This window comes from Ruminococcus sp. OA3, assembly GCF_022440845.1.
In the GTDB taxonomy this organism is placed as follows: Bacteria; Bacillota; Clostridia; order Lachnospirales; family Lachnospiraceae; genus Ruminococcus_G.
On sequence record NZ_JAKNTO010000001.1, the window covers coordinates 3,192,128 to 3,214,876 of the forward strand.

Genomic DNA, 22,749 nt, shown 5'->3' on the forward strand with positions numbered 1-22,749 from the left:
TCTGAAAAATAAAAGGGGTTTTTAATTCTTTCCGAATTCCGATAGTTTCAGATTGTCATTCCTGTCCAATGTCATTCCCACACTCCAGGCGTTGACAAACAACAGCAGCGGATTTCCTTTTAAATCTCTGACTTTTTTCATGTCCGAGGTTCCGACCAGTTTTGCCAGATCAACCTCATCTTTATTCTCGATCCACCTGATATGTTCGTACGGAAGCGTTTCCAGACGAATGTCCACTTTATATTCATTTTCCAGACGGTACTTCAGGACATCAAACTGCAGCACTCCGACCACGCCAACGATGATCTCTTCCATTCCCGTATTAAATTCCTGAAAAATCTGAATGGCACCTTCCTGTGCGATCTGGTTGATTCCCTTGATAAACTGCTTTCTCTTCATCGTATCCACCTGGCGGACTCTGGCGAAATGTTCGGGTGCAAATGTCGGAATCCCTTCAAATGTAAATCTTTTGCCCGGACTGCATACGGTATCCCCAATCGAGAAGATTCCGGGATCAAATACGCCGATAATGTCCCCTGCATATGCCTCCTCCACCACATGGCGGTCCTGAGCCATCATCTGCTGGGGCTGTGACAGACGCATCTTTTTATCCCCCTGGACATGGCAGACTTCCTCTGATGCTTCAAACTTCCCGGAACAGATTCGCATAAATGCAATCCTGTCACGGTGCGCTTTATTCATATTTGCCTGAATCTTAAAGACAAATGCAGAAAACGGCTCTTTCATCGGATCTACAATCCCCACATCCGCCTTTCGGGGAAGCGGCGATGTTGTCATCTGCAGAAAATGCCGCAGGAATGTCTCCACACCGAAGTTTGTAAGTGCCGATCCAAAAAATACCGGAGAGAGTTCTCCCCTGCTCACTTTTTCCATATCAAATTCAGCACTGGCGCCATCCAGCAGTTCAATCTCGTCCAGCAGCTGATCCTTCTGTCCAGGATCCAGCATATCGTCCAGACGCGGATCATCCACCGCAATTTCTTCTTCCGTGCCTTCTTTCGTTCCCTTCATGGTGTCTGAAAAGGTCAGCACTTTCCTCGTGTCACGGTCATAGACCCCTTTAAAAGATTTTCCTGAACCGATCGGCCAGTTGATCGGGCAGGTTGCGATCCCGAGTTCTTTTTCAATCTCGTCCAGCAGGTCGAAGGTATCGTTCGCATCGCGGTCCATCTTATTGATGAATGTAAAAATAGGAATATGCCGCATGACACAGACTTTAAACAGTTTTCTTGTCTGTGCCTCAACTCCTTTTGAACCATCGATGACCATTACGGCAGAGTCAGCTGCCATTAAGGTCCTGTAAGTATCCTCCGAGAAATCCTGGTGCCCCGGTGTATCCAGAATATTAATACAGTATCCGTCATAATTAAACTGCAGCACGGATGATGTCACCGAAATTCCACGCTCTTTTTCTATCTCCATCCAGTCAGACACAGCATGGCGCGCTGTCGCCTTTCCCTTCACGGATCCCGCCAGATTGATCGCTCCTCCGTAGAGCAGGAATTTTTCCGTCAATGTAGTTTTACCTGCATCCGGGTGGGAAATAATGGCGAAGGTCCGCCTCTTTTCTATTTCTTTCGTATAATCAGCCACGAAATAACCTCCTGATTGTTGTTCTTAAGTCGTTCTTAATTCACACGCCATTCATTGTATTATATCGTCTGGGCAGTGTCAAGGTTACTGTGCCGTACTTTTATTTATGTTTTTAATTTACCGGTCCATACAATCATATTCTGACCATTGCAGTCCGAGCGCTTTTGCAGCCTTTCTCGCATCATCAATGTCAATCAGGTCTGCGATCATTCCGAGCATCATATCAGACGCGTCAGCCGATCTCCTGCATGAATAATATTTACCGTCAGAGATCCAACCGGTGTCCCCTGTCCAGTAAATTCCCGCGGTAAACATCCGCTTCCAGTTATCGCCGCCAGCGAACTCTGCAACCGTCCTGTGGTATAATTCCCCTGTCTGTGCAAGGATAGCCGATCCGCTCCCTACCATCATGACTGTACCGGCTGCACCCGCAGCGTCTTTTATAAGTCTCAGCGTGTCCTGTTCCTGCAGGATCAGGCGCTTTGCGCCTTTTCCACCCGGAATCAGCAGGATATCCCCTCCCGCATTTTCTTCCAGTGGTTCCGTCCACACCTTAACATCCTGCGAGCTGTTGATAACTCCGCCTGATATGGATAGATAATTCATATAAAAATGTTCCGGCAGTTTTCCTAAAATGCTGACCGGTACAAACGCATCCATTGTTTCAAAGCTGTCATACAGCAGAACATTTACTACCATGATCCTTTCTCCCTTCTTCTATCCCCGAATGAAATAAAAAAGCAGTTACAGCTTTCCTCCATAACTACTTTCCTATCGGGATGTTGCGTCACCAAAAATTAATGTTAATCGAGTGAATTCTAAAGTGACATTATTTGTAATTTCATGATATCAGATTTCTGAACGGATACAAGCCGGTACCGGGGATATAACATCAATTATTTTTTTAAGCGAATTTCCGCCGTCTCCACATGATATTTTGGTATAATATCCACATCCCCCGGTTGAACAGTACGCCCGACCTATCAGGAATGAAGCAAAACAAAGCCGCTGCCTCATGGCAGCGGCCCTCTGTTCTATTCAGCAACAGTCTCATCCATCGGAGTGATCACGATATTCTGCGGTTCCACACCGGTCTTTCTCTTGACAGCATCTTCGATCTGTGCCAGCTGTGACGACTCCAGATCTGCCGTCGGAACCATAACGTCCGCCGTATCACCATTCAGATTGACAACTACATTTTCAAAACCCTTCGCCTCCAGCAGGGATTCTGCTGCCGCCTCTTTCTCAATGCGGTCAGTCATCGTCACCATACTCTCTACAGCAGACTGTTTTTCCTCTTCGGACAGTTCTTCATTGTTAATGATCTCCAGCAGCGTTTCCTTATTCTGAGAACGCACCTGCTCCCGGCTGATCTTAGCCTGCGCCACGTATGTAGATGCTCCGGTCAGCACTGCCTCACCCGGTGTCTGGGCCGACGCATCCTCAGAATCGGCATCCGTGGAGTCAACATCTGCAGAATCAGCATCCGCATTTTCTTTTTCAGCCGCCTCCGCGATCTCATCCGTCAGATCATAATCGAGACTTTCAATCTCCTCCGTGATATCTCCGATGTCCGCTGTCTCCTCAGTTTTTTCACTGTTGTCCGAACTTTTCGCACTTTGTGTTTTCAGTCGCGAATCCGAATAATTAATATATCCGGCGACCGCTATCATAACCGCCAAAGCTGTAATAATGATCTGATTTTTTTTGAATATCTTTTTTTTCAACGACATTCTCCTTCACTTCATTTTCATCACTTTTATTTTATGTGCATCTACGTGAAATAATGCCATGACTGCTTCCTGAATTTGCTGTACGATCACAGGGTCACTTCCTCCCTGCGCCACCACAACGACTCCCCGTATCTCGGGCGTCGTCTCTGAAACAACATACGGCGTCTGATTCCCCTCTCCGTCCTTTTGATATACAGTCGCTTCCTCTGAACTGCTGTTTTTTGAATCCTGTTTTCCTCCCTGGCTGTCCTCCTGCGATGTCATGGAATCATTGACGGGCGTATCCTTTTCAACGATCTTCTTGCCTGTTGTCTCCAGAGTGATTGCTGCGGTAACCGTACCGACACCCTCCACCTGCTGCAGTGTCTCCACAAGCTGGCGTTCCAGCTGTTTTTGCATGGTCTCTTCCTGGATTTCCGCTTCCTGCACCTGTACCCCGGGTTCTTCTTCCGGTTTCGAATCTTTTGCCTTTTTTGTCGGCAGCAGCACAACGATCAATAATCCCAGAATTAATACAAATACCAGGATCTGTTCCTTCTTCATCTCCTTTATCCGGGTCCTAATCCGCTCTTTCATCCTTTCACCATTCACCCTATACTAATACTTATATGCGCAGCATCTATCTGATATACATCGGCCAAACGCTTTCGGATCTCCTCTGCGGCAGGATCCTGTTTTTCATATTCCGGGTCAATTTCAATCTCCCCGACTGATATACGGCCGCTCTCCTCCTGTGATACTGCCTGTATACGAATATTCTCCACCTCAATCATCTCCCCCTGTTTTAACGTTACCTCTATGTCTTCCGGATACAGTCCGTATTCCCCCAGCATCTCACCGATCTGTTCCTTGATCTCCTCACGGCAGGCATACAGCAGATATTCATCACTTTCCTGGGTGAATACCACCTCGGTACGCCGCGCCTCTTCCCAGGCTACTCTCATCTCCTCAGTCTGGAAGAATTCCTGCAGATCTCTCTCCGAATGAAAGAACTGAAGCACAGGTGTCAGGATAATGACTACCAGCAGCATTCCCATGAAATTCTTTATATACATCTGATACTGCTTTTGTGGTACAAGATTCATAACAATAGAATATACGAGATAGTAACACACCAGATTTCTCATCCAGCTGTAGACCGTTTCCGTCATATTTTTCTCCTTCACTGCAGCGAGTTTGCCAGGATCACGATCGTCAGCAGAAACATAACCTGCGTTGTAAACAGAACTTTCAGCAGGAGACCACACCCCTCTCCCATCGCGTGAAAGCATCCTACCAGCCGGGAATCACAGATCGGCTGGATAACAGCACCAATAAACTTATATACGAGTGCGTTAAATCCAAGCCGGATAACAGGTGCGATCGAACAAACGATCAATACGATCAGGGCTGTTACCCCGAAACAGTTCCTGATGAGAACAGCAGAACCAAAGATGATTTCAGTGACCGCATTGACCGCATTGCCTACTCCCGGTATCACACTGACAGTTTTTCCGAGAACAGAACGTTTCAGGGAATCAACAGCCGGTGCTACCAGACTTTGTATAATCTGCATTCCGACTATGACCGTCAGCATACTCTTCTGCGCCCACAAAATTGCAGATTTCAACAGTTCGGATATTCTGGAGAGCATCTCTTCTTTCGTCAGCAGATTTATGAATTCCAGCAGTACATAGATGTGTATCGCCGGTATCATCATATTCACCAGAAGATACTCCACACAGAATATCACGATCAATATGATCTGGTAAAAAACAGTGGCGGACGTCACACCGGAAGCCGCCGTGATCGCAATATAATAGGACGGAGCCAGTGCCTGCATAAAGCTGACGATCCCCTCAAGCGTTGTATGCAATCCTTCGCTCAGCTGGCCAAACGCTTTCAGAAGCAGTACAAACACCAGAAGATAGACGAGATAAAAACAGATGTCCCCCATTTTCTCATTGTCAAATATGTGTACAAAGCTCGTCAGCACGGCTCCCGCAAAGGCCAGCAGCAGAACCTGTCCCAGCACGCTGCGCCCCTGCTCGAACTCCGAAAACAGACTCTCCTTCAGTATCTCCCCAAACCATTCAAGGCTGAAGGGTGTTTCACCCTTCAAAAGTTCTTTCATCGCATCCAGAAAGGAAAAGCTGCTGTCTTCTAAAAGCTCGTCCATGATTTCCTGCATCTGCTGAGTGTCCATATCATCGAGCAGTTCTTCCTCATAGTCTTCACTGTTCACCAGCTGGTCGTCGCTGCTTCCGGCTGCTGATGCACAGCAGGTAACCGGGAGCAGTGTCATTGTCATAAACCAGGCGCTCATAATGAGAATCAGGAGCATACACTTTCTCTTTTTATTTTTCTTCATGCCAGAAATCCCTGAATCACATCCAGGAGTGTCAGCAGTACCGGCATGGAGATCACCATCAATGATAATTTACAGAAAATTTCAATTTGTGATGCGATCGCACTGTATCCGGCATCCCTGCACAGGCTGGATGAAAACTGGCCGATATACGTAAGCCCGATCATTTTCAGAAGTATATTGAGATAAGAAGCATCTACCGGAAGATTACTCTGAATCTTCTGCAGAGACTCCACCAGATAGGATACTTTGGAGGTCGCAAGCAGCAGGATACACAGACCGCATGCGAAACTGATATAGAAAGAATATTCCGGTTTACACTCTTTCAGAAGGATTCCGAGAATCATTCCGGAAAACCCCAGTATAGAAATTTTGATAATATCCATAACTTATCCCTCCGCTACAGTGAAAACAATTGTCGGACACTGTCAAACAGCTCATTGATATAGGGAATGATCCAGAACAGCACGATGATCAGTCCTGCCAGACTCGTCAAAAACGCCTGCTCGTCCCTTCCGCTGTGTTTCAGCACCTGGCTCAGCACAGATACAAGTATCCCTACCGCTCCGATCTTAAAAATAATACTGACTTCCACATTCCTCCTCCTTTATCACAGCAATAGAATACCGAGAAATGCCCCGCCCAGAATCCCAAGGCTCCGAAACAGCCTCTGTTTTTCCGGCAGCTGAGCCTGCAGATTATGAATCGTAAGTGCAAGCTCTTCCAGGTAATGTTCCAGGATCTGTTTCTGCATCTGTTTTGAAGCGTTACCCATCATATCAGCCAGCTGACACAATTCACGGATATCGGAGGAGTGCAGGCTGCTGTTTTCCAGATGCCTGGTAGCCTCCCATACAAAAATTTCCGAAAAAGAACGTCCCGTGTAAGAATCCAGCTGTTCACACAGACTCTTCAGAAACCCGGCAAACGGTTCTTTCGCCCGGTTGCCGACCGTGCGTATCGCCTCAGGCAGCGTCACATTGAACGTGATCTCATGCTCCAGCAGCATCACGAGGCGCTGCCACTCCCGAAGCTGCAGCAATCGTTTTTTCATATCCGCACTCTTTAAGAGTCCCAGACTGCAGCACGAAAAAACAACAGCCGCAATACCTATCATTTTTATCATAGGACTGATCCCCTCCGATAAAGACAGGTTCCCCTCTCATCGAATATCGACCGTATCTCCCCCGCTTTTTTCTGATTTTGGAGAACTATGTATCTCTCAAATACTTTCTCGTTTACCAGCCGCTCCAGCAGCGGTTTCCGCTTGATATCATCCACGGAACTTCCATGAACGGTTGCAAGGAGCTTGCATCCACAGTTGATGACCGTCTCAATGGCATGGATATCCTCATAACTTCCAATTTCATCGACCGCGATGATTGAAGGTGACATAGAACGCACGAGCATCATCATTCCCTCCGCTTTCGGACAGCCGTCCAGCACATCCGTGCGAATCCCTATGTCATTCTGAGGAATCCCGAGATAACAGCCGCCGATTTCTGATCGCTCGTCCACAACACCGACTGTACATCCCGGCCGTTCCCGGCTGCCATCTGACAGCTGCCGGATCAGGTCTCTCAGTATTGTTGTCTTTCCGCAGCGCGGCGGCGATATGATCAAGGTATGATGGATTCCTTTTATATCCGAGACATACGGCAGAACCTCCGTAGCACATCCTTTTACCTGGTGTGAAAAACGAATATTGATAAAAGAAATATATTTGATACTTTTCACTTTATTTCCATCAACCACCGTTTTTCCGGCAATGCCCACACGATGCCCTCCCTGAATCGTCAGATATCCCTGACGTATCTCCTCCTCATATGCATAAAGCGAGTAACCTGACACATATTCCATTGTCTCTTTCACATCCTGAGATGTGACACGATAAGCTTGTTCCACACTCCCGCAAAGTACACCGTCTCTGCTGATGAAATATTCTGTGTCACAGTAATTGATCGCAAGCGGTGCATTAATCCGCAGCCTGATCTCCTGCAGAAGTTCAAATTTAAGCTCTATTTTTCCAAGCACACTGCGTATTTCTCCTGAAAATAATTTTAAAACCTCATCTCTTCTCATCTTGTTCACCTCTTAAAATAAATATATGAGGCGAATCCTGATTTAGAATAAAAAACAGGATGCAGTATTACTGCATCCTGTCATCTTCAAACAGCTCATAATAATCTATATTACATATCTTCAGTTTCATCGGCTTTTCAGACCAGATAGCGCAGCTGCAGCCCTCACTCAGTTCAAAATGGCAGTTCCAGCCGTCCAGGCAGTCAATTTCCTTCATATCCCTTGTGATACCTGTACCTTTCCACTTAAGATAACTCTCCTTTTCCACCCACCGGTCAAAGAAAAATCTCTGAGGGTCACAACTGCTTTCCAGTTCTTTTTTCTCTTCCTCCGCAAATGCTTTCCCCGCCAGCCGTCCGTAATCAAGCGCCCTCCAGAACTCAATATCAACTCCCACAGGCTCTGGCCCAATCGCACAAACGGCATAGCCGCCGGAATGGCTGATGTTAAAATGTATTTTGGGATAATTCACCAGATGAGGTTTCCCTGACGGTCCCTGCTCTACCAGACCGTCATCCGGTTCAAGCCCATACATTTCCCGGAGTCCATAGTTCAGCAGCATCCGTCCGGCTTTGTGCTCCCGCCTGCCGTTGTTATTATCCAGTCTCTCCGGAATCTTTACCGCGTAAATGCTGGTCACTGTGTAACACACTTTTCACTTTCCCCCATCACTTCTTCCAGAAACCTGGAAGGTTCCTGTTTCTTTTCATATTTCTTTTTTGTATTGAAAAGATGCAGCGTCTCTGACGCCCTGGTCATTCCCACATACAGAAGCCTGCGCTCCTCCTCAACCTCTTCCGGAAGCACGGCTTTATGGTAAGGTATCGTTCCCTCATTGATATCCAAAATATACACATGCGGATATTCCAGGCCTTTCACACCGTGCAGTGTGGAAATCGTGATACCGCCCTCCTGCTTCTTTGATTTCTGTTTTTTGAGCTCCAGCGTATAGTCCTGAATATAGGTGCACCACTCTTCGAATGTCCGAAACTCACGCGCACTCTGCTGAAGTTCATCCAACACATCATACAGCTCTTCCGGCTTCATCTTACGGTACTGGGCATATTCCCGAATGTATTCATGATACCCGATCCCGCAGCGAATATAGTTGATCGCACCAAACGGAGGCATGCCTGCCAGAATCTTAAGGTCATCCTCAAGTTTTTCAATCCTGTCACACATCCAGTCTTTCCCTTCATAGAACTGATACAGATGTTCAAAAGAGACTTCGCTCTCGTACAGTGCTTCTCTGGAAATATAACGGTTCGGCTTGTTTGCGATCTGAAGAAAATCACTGCGCAGTCTTCCTCCTTTCGAAAGGCGGAGGTAGGACAGAATATGTACCGCGATCCAGTGTTCAAAAATATTAGGCAGACCGTCCTTTACAACAAACGGAAGATTGTATTCCATCAGTTTTGAGACCGTCGGCCGGCTGCCCATATTCGTGCGAAACAGCACAGCAATATCATCACAGGATCCTCCGTTTCCTATCAGCTCCTGAATGCTCTTAAGCAGGTAATCCGACTCTGCTTTTTCATCCGGAAAAGTACAAAGCTCCACCGCTTTACCTGCATCATTTGCGGTAGTCAGCTGCTTCTCAAACCGCGAGGAATTATGACGGATCAGCTTCTGTGAACACTTGACGATCGATGCACTGCAGCGGTAATTCTGGCGGAGAATTATGGTTTTTCCAGCCGGGTAATCTTTCTGAAACCGGAACATCATCTCCGGTTTTGCTCCCCGGAAACGGTAGATCGACTGGTCGTCGTCCCCCACAGCAAACAGGTTATTCTGCGGTGCAGCAAGCATTCTGATGATCCGGTACTGAAGCATATTGATATCCTGAAATTCATCAATCTGAATATACTGAAAATGTTCCTGCCATTTTTTCAGGATATCCGGACGCTTGATGAACAGCTCGTAGCAGTATACCATCAGATCATCAAAATCGAGCAGTTTTTTTCCGCAGAGGATCTCATGATACTTACGGTAAATCTGCCGAAACGTCTCCTCAGGACAGCTTCCGGAATAGAAATGGTCCAGGGGCATCTGCTCCGTCTTCACCATGCTGATCTCCCGCTGCAGAAGTTCCAGTACATCCCTTTCATCCTCCGTCTCAAGACCGCTGCACCCAAGGAGCTCTCTTAAGATTCTCTTTTTTTCTTCTTCACTTATGATATTACGCCCGTTCAGCCCATATGCCTGTTTCAGTATCCCGAAAAATATGCCGTGAAAAGTCCCAAATTGAACGTTTGTACAGGAAACACCCTGCATACGTAAAAAGCGCTCCTTCATCTGACCGGCAGCGGCTTTCGTAAAAGTCACTACCAGGATAGAAGAAGGAGACACTTTATACTTCTCAGTCAGATATGCAGTCCTTGCGGTGATCACAGCTGTCTTTCCTGATCCCGGCCCTGCCAGTACCAGCAATGGTCCCTCGGCATGACGGACTGCTTCTGACTGTTCCTGATTGAATGTCATATACTTAACTTCTCGACCGCAGCCCGGATACGCAAAAGAGTTTCCTCTTTTCCGAGTACTTCCATAATCTCCGTCGCACCTGCCGGTGTCATCTGTTTTCCTGATACTGCCGTGCGGATGGGCCACATCACAAATGCATTTTTATACCCTTTTTCCTTTACGTACTCTGACAGTCTCGCATAAAGTGCATCATTGCTGTAGTCGTCCTGGTCTTCCAGCACCGGTATTATTTCCTGTAAAACCGCCAGCGATGACTCACTGTTCGTCTTTGATTTTTTATGCGTATACATGGAGACATCATATTCCGGTACTTTCTCGAAAAAATCGATCAGTTCTTTGATATCCGGAAAAATCTCAATCCTCGTCTTCACCATGGATGCTATCTTTTTCAGATCATAATCCTTCGTAATCACTTCTTTGAGACAGGGAAGGGCTTTTTCGTAAAAATCTTCTTCGTCCATCTTCTTGATATATTCGCCATTCATCCATTTCAGTTTAACCATGTCGAATACTGCCGGCGATTTGCTCATATGACGGTAATCAAATGCCTCCACCAGTTCCCGAAGAGAATATATTTCGCGATTTTCCTGCGGACTCCACCCCAGAAGGGCTACGTAATTGACAACAGCTTCGCTCAGAAATCCCTGCGCAATCAGATCCTCATAGGAGGAATGGCCGCTGCGCTTGCTCAGCTTCTGATGTTCCTCGTTTGTAATCAGCGGACAGTGTACATAGACCGGTACTTCCCAGCCAAATGCCTCATACAGCCGGTTGTATTTCGGGGCAGATGAAAGATACTCATTTCCTCTTACCACATGCGTGATCCCCATCAGATGGTCATCCACAACATTTGCGAAATTGTACGTCGGATAGCCGTCGGACTTGATCAGTATCATATCGTCAAGCTCTGCATTCGGAACGGTTATATTTCCATAGATTTCATCATGGAATGTAGTTGTACCTTCTGTCGGCATGTTAATACGGATCACGTAAGGCAGCCCTTTATCCAGATTTTCCTGTATCTCTTTTGGTGTCAGATGCAGACAGTGTTTATCGTACACGACGATATCTTTATCCGATACACTGGTCCTCAGAGACTCCAGCCGCTCTTTATCACAAAAACAATAATATGCATCTCCCTGCTCGATCAGCTGTTTTGCATATTTCAGATAGATGCCCCGGGCATTTCGTTCACTCTGTACATAAGGACCGCAGTCCTTCTCTCTTCCGGGCCCCTCATCCGGAATCAGTCCGGTATGCTCAAGCGTCCGGTAAATGATGGAAAGTGCTCCCTCCTGAAAACGTTCCTGATCTGTGTCTTCGATCCTGAGCATAAAGTCTCCGCCTTCATGTTTTGCGATCAGATAGGCATACAGTGCTGTGCGGAGATTGCCCACATGCATTTTCCCGGTAGGGCTTGGGGCAAATCGCGTTTTTACTTTTGTCATATCTCGTATCTCTCCTCGTCAACTGTTTTTAAGCTTTAAGAAAGGCGTGGATTATTCTTCCACACCTTTTGTCTTTAAATATTCGACTACATCGCCGACTGTCAGCAGATCTGTCAAATCCTCCGATGGTATCTCAATCGAGTACTCCTCTTCAAGTGCCATCACCAGTTCAAACAAATCCAGTGAATCAGCTCCCAGGTCATCTTTAAATGATGTATCCGCAAAAATCGTATTGGCATCGCAATTTAATTGTTCAGCAATAATCTCTTTCATTTTCTCAAACATATCCCGCTCTCCTTTATTCTCATTAAAAATTACTATATTATGGTCAAAGCATAGCTAGATTTTTATTATTTGTCAACCCATTTTTAAAAATCAGGGCTGTATTTTTTTCACCTGTTTTTCTCCTGGAATTTAATACCCCTTGATACACTGAGTGCAATCCCCATCTCAGTCATCAAAAACAGCACAGAGGTTCCCCCGTAGCTTATGAAGGGAAGCGTGATTCCCGTCGTCGGAATCACATTAATCACAACACAGATATTCAGGATGACCTGCAGCGCAATATGCGCAAAAATTCCCGTTACGATAAGTGAACCGTACAGATCCCTGGCGTTCTGTGCGATAAAAAATAACCTGTACAGCAGGTACGCAAACAGCAGGAGCAGCATTACGCCCCCGAAAATCCCAAGCTCTTCACAGACGATAGAAAATATCATATCATTCTGTGCCTCCGGTATGGTCCCCAGCTTCTGCGCACTGTTGCCGAGTCCCTTTCCGAAGAGACCGCCGGATCCGATCGCATAGAGCGCCTGCATTACCTGATAACCACCGTCGGCAGAATATTCTTCCGGGCGCAGCCATGCCAGCACACGCCGGATACGAAAACTCTGGCTGTTATCGATCGTGGCTGCCAGATATCCGATAAAGATCGCCAGAACCCCTGCGCCTGCGCCTGCAGTTGCGACGAACGGCGCTGTTTTCGGATGGGAGATAAAGATCAGTATGACAGTAATCCCACCGATGATCAGACCTGTACTCAGGTTATCCGTCAGGATATACGCGCCTCCTGCCTGCAGTGCTCCCAGAAACAGCAGTACGGCCACGGCTTTTAATGATTTCGCCTTTCTCCCCATGCTGATAATAACCACGGGCAGATATGTAATCACCGCAATCTTGGCAATCTCAGAAGGCTGAAACTGGATGCCGAGCTTCAGCCAGCGTCTGGCTCCGTTTACCTCAACGCCGAGCGGTGATTTTACAAGAGCCATCAGGACAAATGCCAGCACAAAAATAAATCCGGATAATCTGATCAGTATATGGTAATCGATTCTTGATATGATGACTGCAACGATAACAGATGCCAGGCTGATGAGCGCCTGTCTTCGGAAATAATACATATCGTCGCCAAATTTCATATTTGATTCATAGGAACTGGTACTGTACAGCATGACCAGCCCGAAGCAAATCAGCAAAATTACCACCGCAAGCAGATTATAATCATAATAATCTGCTTTTTCACGCATCTTTTTGATAAATCCAGCAATTGCTTTGCGCATATATAACCTCGTTTCTCTAATCCACGGCTTTATTTCAACAGAGACCAGGATCAGAATACCTGCTGACCCCAACATCATCAGTTTATCATTATAACATTAAATACCCAATAAAAAAACTCTTTATTTTACGGCGTACTTCATAAGCCCCCAGAATCCTGTCTTCTTATCTTCCTCACCCAGGTAAATTCTGTGAACTAAAGCAGGGTCATCCGTTATCACACCGTCGGCCCCATATGTGATCATGCGCTGTACATCACCTGGATAATTCACTGTCCATGCGTGTACTTCTTTACCGCAGGCATGGGCCTCTTTTACAAACCACCGGGTAACATACGTATGCTTAACGCTGAAAAGGTCGGCACACTCGATATCTTTGATACTGCCATAAGTCATTGTCATGATATAGCCCGTCTTTATATCGGGATTCAGCTCTTTTGCCTGCTTCAAAAAGCTATAATTCATGGAGGTGAGGACACACTGGTCTTCAAAGTCGTTATCCTCGATGCACTTGATTACCTTACTGACAATGTTCTTATTGTGACCGTTGCTTTTTACTTCAATATTCAGGCGGATTTTTCCCTTGCTGTATTTGATGATGTCATCGAGCGTCGGGACTTTTTCCCCCAGAAAACGTTTATTGAACTTTACGCCTGCATCAAGCTGAGCAACTTCCTGATACGTCATATCCCAGACGTTGGCATTCAATCCGGTGGTTCTTTTCAGATTATTGTCATGCAACAGTACCAGAATATCATCCTTTGTTTCCTGAACATCGATTTCCGCATAATCAGACATCGATTCAACCGCATATTCCATGGCACTCATCGTATTCTCAGGCGCCATAAGAGCGCCGCCGCGGTGTGCAGTCACACTGAAGGAACTAAGCACCATGTTGTTGACATTTCCCCGCGCCAGATTCATATACAGAATTCCTCCTGCTTCCGCAGCGATCAGCAGTACCGTTACAAGATAAGCAGCAGCCCTGCGTCGAAACACACGGTATTTTCCTCTGTTCTTCTGTGAAATCCGTTTCAGATACTGTTTACCGCGCCGTGGAAGATAGATCCCTCCCACCGCCAAAAGTCCGTAGATCACACCTGCTGATCCGGCAAATAAACCGATAACGCTCTTTGCACCATTGCCGTATGTCAGCACACCGCTGATTCTAAATGACGGTTTCATAAAAATGATAATTACGACAACGATCAGCGCAACGGCCATCAGATAAGCTGCTGCCGTCACGACAAGTACGAGTACCTGCATCAGCACGACACCCGCAACACTTTTTCCAAAATGGCGTCTCAGGCGAACAGCAGCCATCTTTATCCCCAGCCGTATCCTGCGGTTTTCCGTTATACAATACGGCAGGGAAAATGTGATAATGACAGACCCTGTCATGATAATCACACACAGCAGCACCAGCAGCCATGTTTTTGGAAAAAACTTATAAATCTGAAGTGCTGTAAACTCCAGAATCTTTACATTCGCGATCTCCCAGATGATAAAATGCAGTCCCAGAAACGGCATCGTTCCCAGCATGTAAACACTCCAGAAAACCGGATGGTACCGGATAAACAGCAAACTGTTTGTGATCCCGTTTTTTATGATTCCCGGCACATATGTCTTCTCGTTAAGCATGGAGCACTGTATACACCAGAAAACTGCCGATATCTCCAGCAGGACCATCAGCGCCATACACAGCAGTATCACTGCCAGAAGGATCAGCGTTAACGGATGACAGATAAATTTCACATAGTTTTCTGCCGTCAGATAACTGTATTTCTGCTGTTTCAGGGAGATACTGATAAACCAGTCCGTCAGATTCATGATGACCGCACTCGTCGCGATCCGATAGATAAGTTCAAACAGAAACAGGCTGATTCCATTTAATTTCCATATCCGGTATACATCTTTTAAGAACGTTCTCATCAGTATCTCGTATCCTTCTCAAGTCTCAATCCTGTCAGCACAGCAAAATCCTTTCCAGGTCATCCGGTACATATATCTTTTTCTTAAAATATCTGCCTGCTTCTTTTGTGTACCGGTCTTTTCGGTGTTTCAGGTCACTGTCTTCCGTATGGTACAGGATCAGATTCTGTGCTCCCAGTTCCTGTGCCGTTCTTCCCGCATCAAGCGCGGTGCTGTGATGCTTTTCATACGGTTTAAATCTTTCTTTTTCCTTGTCGAGGCAAAACGCCTCACTCATCATCCAGTCTCCGTTCTCAGCGTACGGCCGGTTACGTTCATTAAACGGTTCATCTCCCAGAAATACCAGTTTTGTCCCATCCGGAAGTTTTGCACAGAAACCAAACTGTTTCTTCTTGGTCGAATCAATGTCAAAAAAGCGCAGTGTAAAACCTGCAGCCTGTTCTTTCTGTCCCTCTTCTACCCTGACAATCCATATCCGTTTGTCAAACATGTTTGTAAACTTTCCGGGCAGCAGCTGCATACAGAAACTGCGGATCAGATCTGCAAGTTCCGAGTGGCAGTAAATCACGAAATCTCCATCATATGTACCATTTTTCATCATCGCCGAAATTTTGCGCACGACCCATATTACCCCGAGCACATGGTCAGTATGACCGTGGGAGACAAACATAAAGTGCACTTTTTCAAACGGTATCCCGGCTTTCTCCATCTGCGCCAGGATGCCGTTTCCCCCGCCCGCATCTACAAGAAGGTAGTCCTCCTGATTCCTGAGCGCAAAACACGTATTGTAACATCTGGTCACCATCGCGTTTCCAGTTCCAAGCATAATCAATTCTGTCTTACTCAACTTTCATATTCCCCTTAATTTTACTCATTGTTTACATTGTAGCCCAGCTTACTTAGATGTGCAAGGCTATCTTTTATGTACGCAAAATGTAAATGTAGGATTACAATACATATGTTACAACTGAATAATTAAAATGCAGGGATCTCTCCTTTGTGTTATATTTTAGTCACCACAACCACAACATAAACAAAGGAGTTCCCTGCTATGGCTAGTATAACACAAGATATGAGATACCGTCTATCCCTGATCCGTTACGCTGAGAAGTATGGCGTTACCAAAGCTGCCGTTAAATATAAAACCAATCGGCAGTATATCTATCGCTGGAAACGTCGCTTTGACGGCTCTATGGAGTCCCTCCGTGAACGCTCCAGACGCCCACACAGCCATCCTAATCAGCATACGCCTCAGGAGATCAAAATGATTACCGATATGCGCAGACGTAATCCTGAGGCTGGTTTAGTCATCCTTTGGGTAAAACTTATGCAGCGCGGTTATTCCCGTTCTATTCCCGGGCTTTACCGTTTCCTTAGAAAACAGGGGATTATGGCTGTTCATCCTCCTAATCCCAAGTACATTCCTAAGCCTTATGAGCAGATGGCCTATCCCGGACAGCGGATTCAGATTGACGTGAAATTTGTCCCTTCTGCCTGCCTCATGAATGAAGCCAAAGACCAACGGTTTTATCAGTACACCGCCATTGATGAGTACTCCAGATGGCGGTTTGTGGAAGCATTTGAAGAACACAGCTCCTATTCCGCTGCCTTGTTCCTTGAGCATCTTATCAAAGCGTTTCCCTGCCCTGTCGAATGTGTCCAGACTGATAATGGTCAGGAATTTACCAAACGCTTCAGCTCTTACGGCGGTTCGGATAAACCTACCATCTTTCAAGTCCGGCTTAAGGAATACGGCATCAGGCACAAGCTGATACGTCCATTTACTCCAAGGCATAATGGCAAAGTGGAGCGAAGCCACAGGAAAGACAATGAGCGTTTCTATGCTGTCCACAGTTTTTACTCTTTTGAAGACTTCAGCAAACAGTTAAAACTCTATAACCGCAGAGATTATAATAACTTTCCTATGCGCCCACTTGGATGGAAAACCCCAAAACAGGTACTGGATAATTATCTGATGTCACTGTAACATATGTTTGACAAACCTACAATCTTTTATGTACGCAAAATGTAAAACGCACATTTTATATCCCCCGTCATAAAATATAATAAATGAAATTCATGAAAGGACTATCATATCTATGGATCGATATGCTATGAATCGTACCGATTGCCGCGGCCGCTGTCAAAGACCTCCGGTTATGTGCAGTCCCGTCCGCCCGGAACGCCCGGACAGAGAATGCACCTGTCATAAAGATGCCCCGTGCAATACCAATTCTGATATATATGCAATTGCAGACAAACTTCCCGTTGGTATGGCTTTCGTCGCCAACCAGAAATTCAAAACTACTTTCGAACCCTGTAAAGGGCTTAAAATGGGAACTATTTTCCCTGAACTGTGCAAACCGTTCTGCGGAAAGAGAGGTGGATGCCGATGAATGCAAAGACACCTTCACGCGCTCAGCTGATGCAGTGGATCAACGAAACCAGTTTTGCCGTCGATGATCTTCTTCTGTATCTGGATAGCCATCCGGACGATGAGCAGGCCCTCGACTGTTACCGCGAATACGTTCGTATGCGCAAGGATGCCATGAACGAATATGCCAGATGTTATGCGCCATTGACCATTGATACTGCAGACGAACAAAAAAACTGCTCCTGGCAGTGGATATCACAGCCATGGCCATGGGAAAAGAAAGGGGGCTGCCGCTGATCTATGTGGAATTATGAGAAACGACTTCAATATCCGGTAAATATTACCACCACCAATGCCAGCCTTGCGCAGGCAATCATCAGTCAGTTCGGAGGTCCGGATGGTTCTGTTATATGATTACCAATCTTTTTATTTTGTAATAATATTATGATTTTTGAAAATATTCTTGACTCTTTTTATATTTGGATGTTATACTCGCCTCATAAAGTAAACAGGGTCTTCATTACTGACGGATAAGTGGGTTACCACAGGGGAATGAAGTACTATCAAAACAGCCGACCGTCTGGGCAGCATCTTTTTTCCTTGATGTTGTCCTTTTTTATTGGTGAAACACTGGAAAATGATGCCTCACACAGAAAACAGGAGGATATTAGTAATGTTTACACAATGGAACAATTTTAAACCGGGTAACTGGCAGGAAAGCATCGACGTACGTGATTTCATTCAGAAAAATTACACCCCGTATGAGGGCGATGACTCTTTTCTTACTTCTGCTACAGCGCGAACAGAAAAATTGCTTCATAAGTTTGAGAATCTGCTGTCTCTGGAACGGGAGTTCGGAGGCGTTCTGGATATCGACACGCAGACTGTCACTTCTCTTCTGAACTATAAGCCCGGCTATCTGGACAAGGACAACGAACTGATCGTAGGGCTCCAGACTGACCGGCCGTTAAAACGCGGTGTAAATCCGTTCGGAGGACTCCGCATGACACGTGATGCCTGTAAAGCCTATGGCTATGAGCTGTCCCAGAAGGTTGAAGATGAATTTCAGTACCGCACCACCCACAATGACGGCGTTTTCCGTGTATATAACAAAGAGACAAAAGCCGCACGCCACTGCGGACTGATCACCGGTCTCCCGGACGCTTACGGGCGCGGCCGTATCATCGGCGATTACCGCCGCGTTGCTCTTTACGGCATCGACCGTCTGATCGAAGAGAAACAGAAGGACAAAGATGCACTGAGCCTGGAGCTGATGGATGTTGATCATATCCGACAGCTGGAAGAGCTGTACCAGCAGATCAATTTTCTCGGCAAACTGCGCGACATGGCTGCACTCTACGGCTTTGATATCTCGAAACCGGCCGCTACCGCACAGGAAGCCGTTCAGTGGCTGTATTTTGGTTATCTGGGATCAATCAAGGAGCAGAACGGCGCCGCCATGAGCCTCGGACGCGTCTCTACCTTCCTGGATATTTATTTTGAGCGTGACATGGCTGCCGGGACACTCACCGAAGAGCAGGCGCAGGAGCTGATGGATGATTTCGTGATGAAACTGCGTATGGCCCGCCATCTTCGTACCCCGGATTATAATGAACTGTTCGGCGGCGACCCGATGTGGATCACCGAGGCACTGGGCGGCACCGGCGAAGACGGCCGTACTCTGGTAACCAGAAATACTTTCCGTATGATGCATACCCTGTATAACCTGAAACCGTCCGCAGAACCGAACCTGACAGTTCTTTGGTCCAAAGACCTGCCCGAAGCTTTCAAGAAATTCTGTGCGAAAGTTTCCTGTGACACAGACGCACTTCAATATGAGAATGATGATCTGATGCGTCCACAGTTCGGAGACGACTACGCGATCGCATGCTGCGTCTCAGCAATGCGCATCGGAAAGGAAATGCAGTTCTTCGGCGCGCGCGCCAACCTGGCAAAAATGCTGATGATGGCACTGAACGGCGGGAAAGATGAGAAACAGAATATGCAGCTCGGACCTGTACATGAGCCGTATCAGGGGGATTACCTCGAATATGACAAGGTACTGGAACTGCTTGATATCTACCGTCCATGGGTTGCAAAAATGTACGCCAACACCATGAACGTTATTCACTATATGCATGACAAATATGCCTATGAAAAGACTCAGATGGCACTGCATGACACCCAGGTACACCGCTATATGTCTTTCGGTGTGGCAGGTATGAGTGTTCTGGCTGATTCGCTGTCTGCCATCAAACATGCAAAAGTAAAATGTATCCGTGATGAAAAAACCGGCCTGATCACAGATTTTGAAATTGAGGGAGAATATCCGGCATTCGGAAACGATGATGACCGCGTGGACAACATCGCATGCGAGCAGATGGAACTGTTCTATCATGAACTGACGAAGACACCTCTGTACCGCGGCGCAGAGCATACACTGTCCATCCTGACGATCACCTCAAATGTAGTATACGGAAAGAAAACAGGCTCTACTCCCGACGGCCGCAAGAGCGGAGAGCCTTTTGCCCCGGGAGCCAATCCAATGCACGGCCGTGAAAAGAATGGTGCACTCGCTGCACTCAATTCCGTGGCAAAGCTTTCCTACCGCTACTGTAAAGACGGTATTTCCAATACATTTTCCATTGTTCCGCAGGCACTTGGAAAATCTGAGGACGAGCGATACGACAATCTGGTCTCCATCCTTGACGGCTACTTCGGTCAGATGGCCCATCACCTGAATGTCAACGTCATGAACCGTGAAACACTGATCGACGCATACCATAATCCTGAAAAATACCCGAATCTGACGATCCGCGTATCCGGCTATGCAGTAAATTTCTATAAACTCAGCCGCGAACAGCAAAGAGAAGTCATTTCACGTACCTTCCACGAGGCAATGTAATGGAAACAACGGGTTACATTCATTCCTTTCAGTCCATGGGGGCTGTTGACGGACCCGGACTTCGTTATGTGATCTTTCTGCAGGGTTGCCCGCTGCGCTGCGCATATTGCCACAATCCTGACACATGGGAATATAGAGGAGGATCTCCTTATGATCCCAGAGAAGTTCTCATGAAAATACTGCGCTACCGGCCATATCTGAAAAATGGCGGTGTAACCGTCACAGGCGGTGAACCGCTGTCACAGCCGGAATTTACTGCAGAACTTTTCCGTCTTTTAAAGGAAGAGGGATTTCACACGGCGCTTGATACCAGCGGCATCGGAAATCTGGAATCAGCCCGGGAGGTACTTTCTCATACAGACCTGGTACTTGCAGATGTAAAGTTTCTTACAGGCGTGGATTATCAGACATACTGCAGCGGAAATTTTGAACACGTCATACAATTCCTGAATCTGACACGCCGAATGGAGATTCCGATGTGGATCCGCCGCGTGGTTGTTCCGGGACTCAATGACACACCGAAAGACATCGAAGATTTAATCAGCTTTTTAACAGATTATGATAATGTTGAAAAAGTGGAACTGCTCCCGTTTCGAAAGCTCTGCCTGGAGAAATATGAGCGTCTTGACATCCCATTTCCACTTGTCGACACTCCGGAAATGGCAGCGGACAGCCTGAGCGAACTGCAGTCCCTCCTGCCATCCCGATACTTATAATCTTTCCTTATTATACGAAAACAGCACCCGTGAAGGAATGGTGACGCCTTCACGGGTGCTGTTTATACCATATAATAAATCTGAATCGTATTATCATTCCTGTTAAACACGATTTTGGAGACAATCGAGCTGAGCAGCTCATTCTTATCTGCTTCGCCGAGTTCTGAAGACCTCAGTCCTGGAATGACCCCCTTTAACTTTTTTTTGAAATACTGCGCGGTCCCGGACAGTCCCTCCAGCTGACCTGCCCTATCCAGCTCCAGTCTCAGTGCATCCACCCGTTTTAAAATCTCCGATTTCTTCTGCCGGTACTCCTCCAGACTGTCCGCGCCGGATTCATAGGCCGTGTTCACACGCCCGAGGCGTTTATATTCCATATCCAGAAGAGACCGTGAGACCTCTTTGGTGACATTTTTCTCTTCCTTCTCAATCCTGATCTCCAGCTCTTCCTCTCCCAGATCCGCTTCCAGTCTGTTAAGAACCGCCTGATTTAATTTATCCAGCGTAATATAATGACTTTGGCTGCACTTTCCGCATGCGTATTTCTGACACTGCAGTGCCTTCCCCCGCACTGCCTGTGTCAATACAGCCCCACAGGCACTGCAGTGTACCAGGCCGCGCAGCATATAGTCTTCCGGTGCACCGTGTGTACCCCCGCGCCACCCTTTCTTCAGAGCGGCAACCCTCTTCTGTACCTCATCAAATGATTTCGCGGTCACGATCGGTATATGGCCGGCATCTACAGTCACGACCTGTTTTCCCTGATAATAGCGGTCTCTTTGCTCAGCCCCCTCAATGCTGCGGCGAAGTTTTCCGATATATACCGGATTGGTTAGGATGTATTCCACTGTCCGATTCTCGAAAAGATTTCCGCGGTTTGTACGGATTCCCATATCGTTGATCTTCGATACGATCTGGCGGTACGGCATTCCATGCAGAAAATCCTGAAAGATCATACGGACAACGTTCGCTTTGTCATCATCAATTTCAAAATGCTCCTCTCCCATACGGTAACCAAACGGCGGTACGGATACGACGCCGCCCCTGGAAAACTTTTCATTCATTCCTCTTCTGACTTCCTGCGCCAGATTGATCGAGTAGTATTCATCCATCGCCTCCAGCAGCGCCTCGATCAGAATAGAAGTCGGGTCATCCGACAGCTGCTCCGTGATGGATACCACATCGATCCCGCATTCTTTGCGGAGCATGGATTTATAGAGAATACTGTCCTGCCTGCTGCGTGCAAACCGGGAAAATTTCCAGAGCAGAATCACGTCAAACGGCTTCGGTTTCATTTTAGCCGTCCCGATCATTTTCATAAATGCCGGACGTTTCTCGGCACTTCTCCCGCTGATCCCTTCATCCATAAAAATGAACTTTTCCGGAAGCAGTATTTCATGGCTGACAGCGTAATCCCGGATTCTCTTTATCTGACTGTCCGGTGAAAATTCAATCTGCTCCTCCGTAGATACACGGATGTAAGCCGCCCCTGTCTTCATAAAAACTCCCTGACACATTTCAAATCATCAGTCTATTATATTCATCCCTGTCTGTCTTTAAA

At 46.7% G+C, this 22,749-nt stretch carries 23 protein-coding genes, 1 pseudogene and 1 riboswitch; of the genes and pseudogenes, 6 read left to right on the forward strand and 18 right to left on the reverse strand.

The annotated features are described in order from the left end of the window. Positions 1-21: 21 nt before the first annotated feature. From MCG98_RS14450 to MCG98_RS14530, 17 genes are all read right to left on the reverse strand, one after another. Positions 22-1,614, reverse strand: coding sequence for a peptide chain release factor 3 (locus MCG98_RS14450; RefSeq protein WP_240302622.1), 1,593 nt, complete (start codon positions 1,612-1,614; stop codon positions 22-24). A 117-nt stretch (positions 1,615-1,731) separates the two neighbouring features. Then, positions 1,732-2,313: a DJ-1/PfpI family protein gene (locus tag MCG98_RS14455; RefSeq protein ID WP_240302623.1), complete on the reverse strand. Its 582-nt coding sequence runs from the start codon at positions 2,311-2,313 to the stop codon at positions 1,732-1,734. 335 nt (positions 2,314-2,648) lie between these two features. Continuing rightward, positions 2,649-3,341 (reverse strand): SpoIIIAH-like family protein, encoded by a 693-nt coding sequence (locus MCG98_RS14460; RefSeq protein ID WP_275891337.1) that lies wholly within the window; start codon positions 3,339-3,341, stop codon positions 2,649-2,651. Between the two features lie 12 nt (positions 3,342-3,353). After that, positions 3,354-3,890, reverse strand: a complete 537-nt coding sequence (locus tag MCG98_RS14465; protein ID WP_240302624.1) for a stage III sporulation protein AG — start codon at positions 3,888-3,890, stop codon at positions 3,354-3,356. 44 nt (positions 3,891-3,934) lie between these two features. After that, complete coding sequence (locus MCG98_RS14470; RefSeq protein ID WP_240302625.1) at positions 3,935-4,498, reverse strand: stage III sporulation protein AF; 564 nt, start codon at positions 4,496-4,498, stop codon at positions 3,935-3,937. A gap of 11 nt (positions 4,499-4,509) precedes the next feature. Beyond that, positions 4,510-5,697, reverse strand: coding sequence for a stage III sporulation protein AE (locus MCG98_RS14475; RefSeq protein ID WP_240302626.1), 1,188 nt, complete (start codon positions 5,695-5,697; stop codon positions 4,510-4,512). Continuing rightward, positions 5,694-6,080: a stage III sporulation AC/AD family protein gene (locus tag MCG98_RS14480; RefSeq protein ID WP_240302627.1), complete on the reverse strand. Its 387-nt coding sequence runs from the start codon at positions 6,078-6,080 to the stop codon at positions 5,694-5,696. Before MCG98_RS14480 ends, MCG98_RS14475 begins: the two co-directional genes overlap by 4 nt. A 14-nt stretch (positions 6,081-6,094) precedes the next feature. Next, positions 6,095-6,289: a stage III sporulation protein AC gene (spoIIIAC, locus tag MCG98_RS14485; protein WP_028528065.1), complete on the reverse strand. Its 195-nt coding sequence runs from the start codon at positions 6,287-6,289 to the stop codon at positions 6,095-6,097. A 15-nt stretch (positions 6,290-6,304) separates the two neighbouring features. Continuing rightward, positions 6,305-6,820, reverse strand: coding sequence for a stage III sporulation protein AB (locus MCG98_RS14490; protein ID WP_240302628.1), 516 nt, complete (start codon positions 6,818-6,820; stop codon positions 6,305-6,307). Further along, entirely contained in the window at positions 6,817-7,776 is a 960-nt protein-coding gene (gene spoIIIAA, locus MCG98_RS14495; RefSeq protein ID WP_240302629.1) for a stage III sporulation protein AA, read from the reverse strand. Before spoIIIAA ends, MCG98_RS14490 begins: the two co-directional genes overlap by 4 nt. A gap of 67 nt (positions 7,777-7,843) precedes the next feature. Next, on the reverse strand, positions 7,844-8,428 hold the full coding sequence (locus MCG98_RS14500; RefSeq protein ID WP_240302630.1) for a 4'-phosphopantetheinyl transferase superfamily protein: 585 nt from the start codon (positions 8,426-8,428) through the stop codon (positions 7,844-7,846). Continuing rightward, complete coding sequence (locus tag MCG98_RS14505; protein WP_240302631.1) at positions 8,413-10,257, reverse strand: ATP-dependent helicase; 1,845 nt, start codon at positions 10,255-10,257, stop codon at positions 8,413-8,415. Before MCG98_RS14505 ends, MCG98_RS14500 begins: the two co-directional genes overlap by 16 nt. Beyond that, on the reverse strand, positions 10,254-11,705 hold the full coding sequence (gene gltX, locus MCG98_RS14510) for a glutamate--tRNA ligase (protein WP_240302632.1): 1,452 nt from the start codon (positions 11,703-11,705) through the stop codon (positions 10,254-10,256). The genes MCG98_RS14505 and gltX overlap by 4 nt, the downstream gene beginning before the upstream one ends. 51 nt (positions 11,706-11,756) lie before the next feature. Continuing rightward, complete coding sequence (gene acpP, locus MCG98_RS14515) at positions 11,757-11,990, reverse strand: acyl carrier protein (protein WP_028528060.1); 234 nt, start codon at positions 11,988-11,990, stop codon at positions 11,757-11,759. A gap of 107 nt (positions 11,991-12,097) precedes the next feature. Next, positions 12,098-13,264 (reverse strand): putative peptidoglycan glycosyltransferase FtsW, encoded by a 1,167-nt coding sequence (locus MCG98_RS14520; RefSeq protein ID WP_240302633.1) that lies wholly within the window; start codon positions 13,262-13,264, stop codon positions 12,098-12,100. A 120-nt stretch (positions 13,265-13,384) separates the two neighbouring features. Further along, positions 13,385-15,193 carry a glycerophosphodiester phosphodiesterase gene (locus tag MCG98_RS14525; RefSeq protein WP_240302634.1) on the reverse strand — a complete coding sequence of 603 codons (1,809 nt, stop codon included), beginning with the start codon at positions 15,191-15,193 and terminating at the stop codon, positions 13,385-13,387. Positions 15,194-15,227: 34 nt separating this feature from the next. After that, entirely contained in the window at positions 15,228-16,040 is an 813-nt protein-coding gene (locus MCG98_RS14530) for an MBL fold metallo-hydrolase (protein ID WP_345891668.1), read from the reverse strand. 204 nt (positions 16,041-16,244) lie between these two features. Here MCG98_RS14530 and MCG98_RS14535 point away from each other — a divergent pair, with 204 nt between their 5' ends. From MCG98_RS14535 to pflA, 6 genes and pseudogenes are all read left to right on the forward strand, one after another. Next, positions 16,245-17,180 carry a DDE-type integrase/transposase/recombinase gene (locus MCG98_RS14535; protein ID WP_240288967.1) on the forward strand — a complete coding sequence of 312 codons (936 nt, stop codon included), beginning with the start codon at positions 16,245-16,247 and terminating at the stop codon, positions 17,178-17,180. Between the two features lie 286 nt (positions 17,181-17,466). Beyond that, entirely contained in the window at positions 17,467-17,589 is a 123-nt protein-coding gene (locus MCG98_RS14540; protein ID WP_240303454.1) for a spore coat associated protein CotJA, read from the forward strand. Then, positions 17,586-17,864 carry a spore coat protein CotJB gene (locus MCG98_RS14545; protein WP_240302635.1) on the forward strand — a complete coding sequence of 93 codons (279 nt, stop codon included), beginning with the start codon at positions 17,586-17,588 and terminating at the stop codon, positions 17,862-17,864. Before MCG98_RS14540 ends, MCG98_RS14545 begins: the two co-directional genes overlap by 4 nt. A 3-nt stretch (positions 17,865-17,867) precedes the next feature. Further along, positions 17,868-17,969 (forward strand): annotated as a pseudogene (locus MCG98_RS14550) (manganese catalase family protein); the annotation flags it as partial. Positions 17,970-18,076: 107 nt separating this feature from the next. Then, positions 18,077-18,160: riboswitch (ZMP/ZTP riboswitch) on the forward strand. 80 nt (positions 18,161-18,240) lie between these two features. Next, positions 18,241-20,472, forward strand: coding sequence for a formate C-acetyltransferase (gene pflB / locus MCG98_RS14555; protein ID WP_240302636.1), 2,232 nt, complete (start codon positions 18,241-18,243; stop codon positions 20,470-20,472). Then, complete coding sequence (gene pflA, locus MCG98_RS14560) at positions 20,472-21,188, forward strand: pyruvate formate-lyase-activating protein (protein WP_240302637.1); 717 nt, start codon at positions 20,472-20,474, stop codon at positions 21,186-21,188. The genes pflB and pflA overlap by 1 nt, the downstream gene beginning before the upstream one ends. Before the next feature lie 62 nt (positions 21,189-21,250). Here pflA and MCG98_RS14565 read toward each other — a convergent pair whose 3' ends face one another. Continuing rightward, positions 21,251-22,687 carry a recombinase family protein gene (locus tag MCG98_RS14565; RefSeq protein WP_240302638.1) on the reverse strand — a complete coding sequence of 479 codons (1,437 nt, stop codon included), beginning with the start codon at positions 22,685-22,687 and terminating at the stop codon, positions 21,251-21,253. Positions 22,688-22,749: the final 62 nt, after the last annotated feature.

Bases quoted from the DNA above. Each gene is read 5' to 3' on its own strand.
- MCG98_RS14480 (WP_240302627.1), bottom strand. From the start codon at position 6,080: ATGGATATTATCAAAATTTCTATACTGGGGTTTTCCGGAATGATTCTC.
- MCG98_RS14540 (WP_240303454.1), top strand. From the start codon at position 17,467: ATGGCTTTCGTCGCCAACCAGAAATTCAAAACTACTTTCGAACCCTGT.
- MCG98_RS14465 (WP_240302624.1), bottom strand. From the start codon at position 3,890: ATGAAGAAGGAACAGATCCTGGTATTTGTATTAATTCTGGGATTATTG.
- MCG98_RS14525 (WP_240302634.1), bottom strand. From the start codon at position 15,193: ATGAGAACGTTCTTAAAAGATGTATACCGGATATGGAAATTAAATGGA.
- MCG98_RS14455 (WP_240302623.1), bottom strand. From the start codon at position 2,313: ATGGTAGTAAATGTTCTGCTGTATGACAGCTTTGAAACAATGGATGCG.
- spoIIIAA (WP_240302629.1), bottom strand. From the start codon at position 7,776: ATGAGAAGAGATGAGGTTTTAAAATTATTTTCAGGAGAAATACGCAGT.
- MCG98_RS14565 (WP_240302638.1), bottom strand. From the start codon at position 22,687: ATGAAGACAGGGGCGGCTTACATCCGTGTATCTACGGAGGAGCAGATT.
- acpP (WP_028528060.1), bottom strand. From the start codon at position 11,990: ATGTTTGAGAAAATGAAAGAGATTATTGCTGAACAATTAAATTGCGAT.
- MCG98_RS14505 (WP_240302631.1), bottom strand. From the start codon at position 10,257: ATGACATTCAATCAGGAACAGTCAGAAGCAGTCCGTCATGCCGAGGGA.
- MCG98_RS14520 (WP_240302633.1), bottom strand. From the start codon at position 13,264: ATGCGCAAAGCAATTGCTGGATTTATCAAAAAGATGCGTGAAAAAGCA.
- pflA (WP_240302637.1), top strand. From the start codon at position 20,472: ATGGAAACAACGGGTTACATTCATTCCTTTCAGTCCATGGGGGCTGTT.
- MCG98_RS14490 (WP_240302628.1), bottom strand. From the start codon at position 6,820: ATGATAAAAATGATAGGTATTGCGGCTGTTGTTTTTTCGTGCTGCAGT.
- MCG98_RS14470 (WP_240302625.1), bottom strand. From the start codon at position 4,498: ATGACGGAAACGGTCTACAGCTGGATGAGAAATCTGGTGTGTTACTAT.
- MCG98_RS14535 (WP_240288967.1), top strand. From the start codon at position 16,245: ATGGCTAGTATAACACAAGATATGAGATACCGTCTATCCCTGATCCGT.
- pflB (WP_240302636.1), top strand. From the start codon at position 18,241: ATGTTTACACAATGGAACAATTTTAAACCGGGTAACTGGCAGGAAAGC.
- MCG98_RS14545 (WP_240302635.1), top strand. From the start codon at position 17,586: ATGAATGCAAAGACACCTTCACGCGCTCAGCTGATGCAGTGGATCAAC.
- gltX (WP_240302632.1), bottom strand. From the start codon at position 11,705: ATGACAAAAGTAAAAACGCGATTTGCCCCAAGCCCTACCGGGAAAATG.
- MCG98_RS14475 (WP_240302626.1), bottom strand. From the start codon at position 5,697: ATGAAGAAAAATAAAAAGAGAAAGTGTATGCTCCTGATTCTCATTATG.